This is a genomic window from Streptomyces yangpuensis (assembly GCF_001005295.1).
In the GTDB taxonomy this organism is placed as follows: Bacteria; Actinomycetota; Actinomycetes; order Streptomycetales; family Streptomycetaceae; genus Streptomyces; species Streptomyces yangpuensis.
Genome location: NZ_LBMK01000002.1, coordinates 2,025,417 through 2,033,139, shown reverse-complemented (window position 1 = coordinate 2,033,139; position 7,723 = coordinate 2,025,417). Strand labels below are relative to the sequence as shown.

The 7,723-nt window shown below is 76.8% G+C and carries 3 protein-coding genes; all 3 read right to left on the bottom strand.

The genetic code is table 11. The features are described from left to right. Nucleotides 1-103: 103 nt before the first annotated feature. Nucleotides 104-637, bottom strand: a complete 534-nt coding sequence (locus AAT21_RS38360) for a hypothetical protein (RefSeq protein ID WP_063838094.1) — start codon at nt 635-637, stop codon at nt 104-106. A 1,710-nt stretch (nt 638-2,347) separates the two neighbouring features. After that, a complete protein-coding gene (locus AAT21_RS14365) occupies nt 2,348-3,439 on the bottom strand; it encodes a sugar ABC transporter substrate-binding protein (RefSeq protein WP_046776942.1) in 1,092 nt (363 codons plus the stop codon). 1,320 nt (nt 3,440-4,759) lie between these two features. After that, nucleotides 4,760-5,944 carry a LuxR family transcriptional regulator gene (locus AAT21_RS14360; RefSeq protein ID WP_157879687.1) on the bottom strand — a complete coding sequence of 395 codons (1,185 nt, stop codon included), beginning with the start codon at nt 5,942-5,944 and terminating at the stop codon, nt 4,760-4,762. Nucleotides 5,945-7,723: the final 1,779 nt, after the last annotated feature.

Here is a 7,723-nt window from a genome sequence, read left to right as displayed (position 1 = left end):
CCTTTTCCGCGGGGCCCCGCCGGGCTCTTCGCCGGGGCTCTCCGCGGGGCTTACAGGTGCTTCTACCTGGGTTTACGGGCTTTTGCGGATCTTTTGCGGATCTTTACGGGGTTGTGCGCAGGGGTGCACTCCCGGCCTGCTCCTCACGGGTCGGGGAGGCTGTCCGAAGGACGTCCGCAGGTTCCCCGGGCGGAGTTTTCCCGGGGGCGCTCGGGGGCTCGGGGGGTGTTCGGAGGGTGCTCAGGAGCTCAGGAGGGCTGGTTCGGCCAGGGGGTTCGGGGGGTGGCCCGGGAGGGGGCTCGGGGTGGCCCGGGAGGGGTGGCTCAGGGGTGGCCGAGGGGCGTACGGCGGGCACCGGGCGCAGTGCGGGCCGGCGGGTGAGCATGCGGTGGTGCATGGCGGTGGTGAGGTCGCTCACACCGGCCAGGGCGGGATGGCCGGCGGTCATCGCGGCGACGGTCCGCAGGCGGTGGAGCAGTCGCCGGCGGGCGGTCGCGGTGCCCCACGTCCAGTCCCGGCGCGCGGCGCGGGCCAGGTGGTCGGTGCCGTCGCGGCGGGCCCGCCGGACCAGTGCGTCGCCGCGCAGCAGCCAGCCGGCGCACGCGTCGGTGAGGCCGCCGTCGGCCAGGCCGGCCACGTCGGTGCCGGTCGCCGCGCGCCACTGGGCGCGGTAGGCGTCCTCGGCCCGCCGCAGCAGCGGTTCGGGCGGCGAGGTGACGCACCAGCAGGTGGGGAAGCCGATGCGCAGGCAGGCCGGCTCCGTCAGGGCGCTGCCCAGGCAGGCCTGCTCGAAGTCGACGAAGCTGATCCCCTCGGTGGTGTGGAGGTCGTTGCCGGGGCAGGGGCCGCCGTGGAGCAGGGCGTGCCCGGGTGCCCGGCCGAGCCGGTCCAGCAGGTTCGCGAGTTCACCGGCCGCACTGTCGGTGACGGGTGCGGGGACGGCGAGTGTCCGGGCCGGCCGGAGGAAGGCGGCGGCGTCGGCCGGCTCCGGGCCCGGCCGGCGCGGCAGCGTACCGGTGTCCTGGGGGCCGGTGGTGGCGTGCAGGCGTGCGAGCGCGGCGGCGTAGCCGACGATCCAGTCGGGGGGCCGGTTCGCGGTGGTCCAGGTGCTCCGTCACCAGGACCTGTTGCCCGGGGTCGGTGGCCAGGAGCACGGGCGCCGCCGGGGGCCGGGTCCGGGCGGCGATGCGCAGCGAGGCCGTCTCACGGGCGTAGGCGTCGCCGGCGCCGGGACCGGCGACGATCTGCTTGAGAACCGCGGGCCCTTGGGCGAGGGGCCGGCGCGGGGACGCGGGGCCGGCGCGGGGGCGCGGGGCGGCATGGGGGGCGCGGGGCGGCACGGGGGGCGCGGGGCGGCACGGGGGGCGCGGGGCGGCACGGGGGGCGCGGGGCAGGGCGGGCCGGCACGGGGCGAGGCGAGGGGCGGGGCGGGCGGACAGCAGGCGGTACGAGGGGCACTGGCGGCTCGGACAGCGTGGGCGGCGAAAGGCGCGGCGCGGGCAGCTCGGACGGCACCAGGGGGATGCCAGGCAGCGCGGGCCGGTGCGGCAGCGGAGGCAGCACGGGCCGGCGCGGGCGGACAGCGGGCGGTACGGGCGACACCAGGGGATGCCAGGCGGCGCGGGCTGACACGGAGGCACGAGGCGGTACTGGCAGTGCAGGCGGTACGAGCAGCACTGGCGGACACCGGGCGGTATGGGCCGGCACGGGGGACGCGAGGCGGCCCTGGCCGGCACGGGAGACGCGAGGCGGCCCTGGCCGGCACGGGAGACGCGAGGCGGCCCTGGCCGGCACGGGGGACGCGAGGCGGGGCGGGCTGGTGCAGGGGGGCGAAGTGGTACTGCAGTGCAGGCGGTACGAGCAGCGCGGGCCGGTGCGGCAGCGGAGACAGCACGGGCCGGCGCGGGCGGACAGCGGGCGGTACGGGCGTTGCGAGGCGGCCCTGGCCGCTCGGGCGGCGCGGGCCTGCACGGGCGGGCACGGAGCGGCGAGGGCAGCGGGCGGTACGGCTGCGCGAGCGGCACTGGCAGCGCAAAGCGGCGCGGACGGTACGGGCGGCGTGGGCCGCGCGGGGCGGCCAGGGGATGCGGGGCGGCGAGGGAGTGCCGGGGTGCGGGCAGGGCGGCGCCGGGAGCACGAGGGGGCCGGGGTGGGCGGGTCCGGCGGCGTACTCCTTCATGTCCGGTGCCGCCGCCGGCACCTCCCGCCCGCGCGCGGGGGCCCGCACAGGTCCACGCGGCCCGCAGGAGCCGCGTGGACCCGCGCGTGCCCGCGTAGATCTTGTGTGGGCGGATCTGCGCGGGGCCCGCGCGGGTGGGGTGCGGCGGGGGCGGGGGTGGGGCGGGGGTTACTTCAGGCCGATCTCTTCGCAGGTGGCCTTGAGGGTTTCGGTGCAGATGTCCTCGATGCTGTAGACGCCGTCGAGGACCACGGTGGTGGCGATGTTGTTCCGGTTCACCGCCGTGCCGGGGATCAGGACGGCCGGCACGCGCTTGTTGGTGGGGCTGGAGACCACCTGGTTGATGATGCCGTCGATCTTGTCGCCCTTGGCGAGGAGGACGGCGAGTTCGGCCGCGGCCTCGGCCTCGCGGGCGTAGGGCTTGTAGACGGTCATGTGCTGGTCGCCGGCGACGATGCGGCGTATGCCGGCGAGTTCGGCGTCCTGGCCGGTGACCGGCGGCAGCGGGGAGACGCCGGCGGCCTTGAGGGCGGAGATGATGCCGCCGGCCATGCCGTCGTTGGCGGAGTAGACGCCGACGATCTTGTCCCTGCCGAGTGCGGAGAGCGCGGCGGTCATGTTGGCGCCGGCGTTCTCCGGCTTCCACTCGACGGTGTCGTACTCCTTGCCGACGTTGACCTTGCCGTCGAGCACGGAGCGGGCGCCGGCCTTGAAGCTGGCGGCGTTGGGGTCGGTGACCGCGCCGTTCATCATGACGATCTTCCCGGTCCTGGCCTTGTCGCCCAGGGCCTCCAGCATCGCCTTGCCCTGGACGCGGCCGATGTCCTCGTTGTCGAAGGAGGTGTAGGCGTCGATCGGGCCCTCGGCCAGGCGGTCGTAGGCGACGACCGCGATGCCGGCCTCCTTGGCCTTCGTCACCGCGCCGGCGATGGCCTTGGAGTCCACCGCGTCGATGACCAGGACGTCCACCTTGTCCTTGATCATCGCTTCGGCCTGGGTGTTCTGCCGGGCCGCGTCCCCGGCCGCGTTGGCGTAGAGGACCTTGCCCTTGCCCAGGGTCAGCAGGGCGACCTTCTTCTCCATCAGCGGCTTGTCGAACTTCTCGTAGCGCGCGGTCTCGTTCTCGGGGAGCAGCAGGCCGATCCTGACCGCGTCGCTGCTGCCGCTGCCGCCTTCTTCGGTGGTTCCGCAGGCGGTGAGTGCGGCGGCGAGCGCCACGACGGCCAGAGCTATGGGGGCACGCCCCAGGTACGCGTTCACGAGGTGAGCCTCCCTGACGGGGCCGTGTCCGTACGGCCGGGGTGGAGGCAGTCAACGTGCCCGCACCGCTGCCGTCAAGAAGTGAATCCTTAACGAGATGGAAACGCTGCCACCGGGCCGTTCCGCCCCGTCCCACCCCGTCCGGTCAGGGCTTTCCCTCTGCCGGGGCTGCTCGTCTCCTGGCGTGACACCAACTCCTGAAGGATGGGGGCGGGATGGGTGTTCGACACGTGGCGCGGGCGGAGTGCCTTCCCGCCGGGCGGGGGCCTGCGGGTCGGTCCGGGCGGGTGGCCGGGGCGCTCCCACCGGGCGGGGGTCGGCCGGGGCTGGCCGGGCGGGGACGGGTGGTGGCCGAGCGGGCGGGGACGGGCGGTGGGCCCCCTCGGGCAGGGCTTCCCGCCGGGCGGGGGCCTGCCGGGCGGCGGTCGGCCGGGGCCTGCTCGGGGGCGGTCGGCCGGGGACGGGCCGGGCGGAGGTCCTGCGGATGGCCGGGGCGGGCGGGGTTCCCTGCGGATCGTCGGCGGGTTGGGGCTCCCGCCGGGCAGTGCGGGGAGGGCTGGGCTCCCAGCCGGGCGGGCGTGGCCGGCCGGTGGGCCTGCCCGGCAGGGCTTCCCGCCGGCCCCGGGGGACGGCCCGGGCGGAAATCCTGCGGGTGGGCGGCAGGGGGCTCCCGCCTGGCAGGGCGGGCAGGCCCCTGGGCCTTGCCGGGCGGCGGCGGCCGGGCGGAGCGCCCACCCGGACAGGGCCTCCGGGGGTGGTCGGCGGCCGGCCAGCGGGCCCACCCAGGCAGAGCTTTCGGGTGGGGTCCTACGGGGCGGAAGGTCGGCCGGTGGCGGCCCGGGGGAGGTTCTGCGGTCGGTCGGGGCGGGCGGGGGCGGGCGGAGATCCCTGCGGATGGCCGGCGGGCAGGGTCCTGGCCCCGGCCGGGCAGGTGGCAGCCGGCCGGAGAGGGCCCTGGGTCTCCCCACCGGGCGCGGGCTGCCGGGAGCCGACCGGGCAGGGGAGGCGGCGGCCGGCCGGGCAGGGGCGGCGGTGGCCGGCCGGTAGGCCCGCCCAGGCAGGGCTTCCCGCCGGCCCCGGGTGCGGCCCGGGGGCCGGCGGTCCTGCAGATGACCGGCGGGGTGGGGCTCCCGCCGGACAGGTAGAGCAGGCCCCTGCGCCCCAGCCGGCGGGGTGGCCGGCCGGTGGGCCAGCCCGGTCAACGGCCTCCCGCCGGGCGGGGATCCTGCCAGACAAACGGCGGTTGGCCGACCGGCCGACCGGCCGACGGGCCGGGTCGGCGGGCCGGTGGGTCGGTGGGTCGGCCGGCCCGGGCGGGGGTCAGGGGGCGGTGGTGGCGCGGTGGGGGTCTGCGGGCGGTGGGGCGGTGGACGCCGAGCGCAGGGCGAGGAGGTATCCGGCCTGGAAGCGGCTCTCGGCGCCCAGTTCGTCCATCAGCTCGGCGATGTGGCGCCGGCAGGTCCGCAGGGACATGCCGAGCCGGCGGGCGATGAGCTCGTCCTTCGCGCCGCCGGCGAGCCGGCCGGCGATCGTGTCCTGCAGCTGGGTCGCGGTGGTCGCGGTGTAGGAGGCGGAGAAGGGCTCGGCCAGGCCCCAGGCGTTGGCGAAGACCGAGCAGAGGAAGGCGACGGCGGAGGGTTCGCGCAGGACGACGGCGGCGTCGGGGTTGTCCCAGACCGGGAGGAAGGCCGTGGCACGGTCGAAGACCAGCATCTTGCCGAAGAGTTCGCCCAGGGTGCGGACCTCGGCGCCGGCGGCGCTGACGGCCCGGACGTATTCCTGGGTGCCGGGGCTGTAACGGGCGGTGTGCTGGTAGAGGGTGTGCAGGCGTACTCCGCGGCCCAGCATCTCCAGGTCCCGCGGAAGCGCGCGTTCGAGGTAGCCGGGCGGGCGGCCGCCGCCGGGCTGGACGGTGAGGACCTCCTCGGTGCAGCGGGCCGCGGTGTCCGCGATGAGGAGCATGACGCGGTCGCGGGACTCGACGACCTCGACGGCGCCGGAGTCGGCACCACGGCGGTAGGTCTCCTCGTACAGGGGGATCAGCGAGCTGAGCCTGGCGCGGGTGCGTTCCAGGGTCTCCAGGCGGCGGCGCAGCCGGTTCTCCTCCGGTCCCACCAGTTCGGCGGCGGCGGTGTAGGGGCTGACGGCCCGCCACCGGGCGGGGGTGGCGTCGGGGTCGCGGGCCAGGAGACGGTGGCGGAGGAGTTCGGCGGCGGCGTGCTCGGTGTGTTCCTCGCTCAGGCCGAGCGCGGCGGCCAGGGCGGCGGTCGGCTGGGGGCCGCCCTCCAGCAGCCGGGTGTAGAGCCGGACCGCGACCGGCCCGAGCTCCGCGGCCTCCCCCGCCGCCGGCTCCGGGAACGGATACGGAGGCGGAGGCGGGGCCGCGGCTCGGTCCGCAACCGGGGACTCGGCCGCGGACGCGAGCGGGGACTCGGCCGCGGACGCGAGCGGGGCTGAAGCTGCAGCCGGGACAGGGAACGGATCCAGGGCTCGATCCGCGGCCACGACCGGGAACGGGAACGGGGCCTGGTCCCGATGCGGCTCCCGGTCCGAGGCCGCGGACGCGAGCGGGTCCGAAGCCGGCACTGCAGCCACAGCCGGGCCCGAAGCCGGGGTCGCTGCCGAGACAGGGAACGGGAGCGGGGCTCGATCCGCGGCCACGAACGGGAGCGTGGCCTGGCCCACGCCCGGCGCCAGGCCCGAGAGCGGGTCAGGGGCCGGGGAAGAGTGCGCGTCCCGGTGCGGGTGCGGGTGCTGAGCACGGCCCGGGCCCGGGGCCAGAACCGGGGCTGGGGCCGGGTGCGGCTCGGGGCCCGGGCCTGCATCCAGGACTGGGGCCGGAGCCCGATCCGTGGCCGTAGCAGGGGCCTGATCCCGGTGCGAGGCCCGGTCCGCGGCCGGGGGCAAGGACGCGACCGGGGCTGGGGCCGGGGACGGGGACGGGGCCGGGAGGGGGTTCTGGTCCTGGCCCGGGTGCGGGTACGGCTCCCGTTCCGGACGCGGGGGCGAGCCCTGCTTTCGGTGTGGGGCCGAGGCCGGGAACAACGCCCGGTCCGCGGCCGGGTCCCGCTCCTGGTCCCGGTTCGGGTCCCGGTTCGGGTTCGGGTGCAGCTCCCGGTCCGGAGCCGCAGCCGGGGCCTGAGCCCGGTCCAAGGCCTGCGCAGGGTGCGGAGCTGGGGCTTGGTCCGCGGTGGGGGCCGGAGCCGGAAGCGGGTCCGGGCTCGGGGCTGGAGCGCTGTCCGTGGCCGGGGCAGGGGCAGGGGCAGGGGCTGGGGCTGGGGCTGGGTGCGGAGACCGGGCCGCGACCGGAGCCAGGTCCGGCTCCAGGCCGGCAACCGGTGCCGGGTCCGGGCGTGGGTCCTGGCCTCGGTTCGGGCACGGCTCCCGCTCCGCGGCAGAGGCCGGAGCCGAGGGCAGGACCGGGACCGGGGACGGAGCCGGGAGCGGGTCCGGGACCGGGGACGAAGCCGGAGCCGGAGCCGGAGCCGAAAACCGGTCCGGCCCCGGGGCCGCAGCCGGGAGCGGGTCCGGGACCGGTCCTGGGTGCCGGCTCCGTTCGGGGCCCGGGTCCTGGCCCCGTTCCCGGGACGGGTGCGGGACCCGTTCCGGGCCGGGGTGCGGGACCCGTTCCGGGCCGGGGTGCGGGGCCCGGGCCGGGCCGGGGTGCGGGGCCCGGGCCGGGTGCGGCGGGGGCGGTAACGCTCCCGACGCCCCGGCGGATGCCCCGGTATCGCTGATTCTGTCCATGTTTTGGACCCCTCCCTTTCGTGCCACGCACCTTGCTGAGGCCCGCACCCGCTGGACCCCGAGTTCCCGTCCGGGGATTCTTGAGTCACCGGAAAGAAAGACCCGGCAGGAATCAGATCGGAATTCACTTTCTCAGGAGAACAGCATGAAGTTCACTCGGCTCCTCTGCACGGCGGCGCTGGCCGTGGGTATTGCGGGCAGCATCGTTTCCGGCGCGGCGTCGGACTCCGGATCCGGTCCGGCTTCCGCACGGACCGCCGCCCCGTGCGACAGCCGTCCGGGGGACACCGAGTGGACGAACCCCGCAAGCCACTGCCCTCCGGCCCTCTAGAGCCGATCGGGCGCCAGCAGGTTCCACCAACGCGCGAAAGTCACGGGAAGAACCCGATGCCGAACCCCCCTCCAGACCCCAGGGAAGCCGGTCTTCCCTGGTGGCAGACCCTCTCGCTGCTCTGCGCCGGATGCCTGGCCATCCTGCTGCACCGGCGGTTCACCGGCCTCTCCCCAGCGCCGGCCTCCCGCCGCACCGGCGGCGGG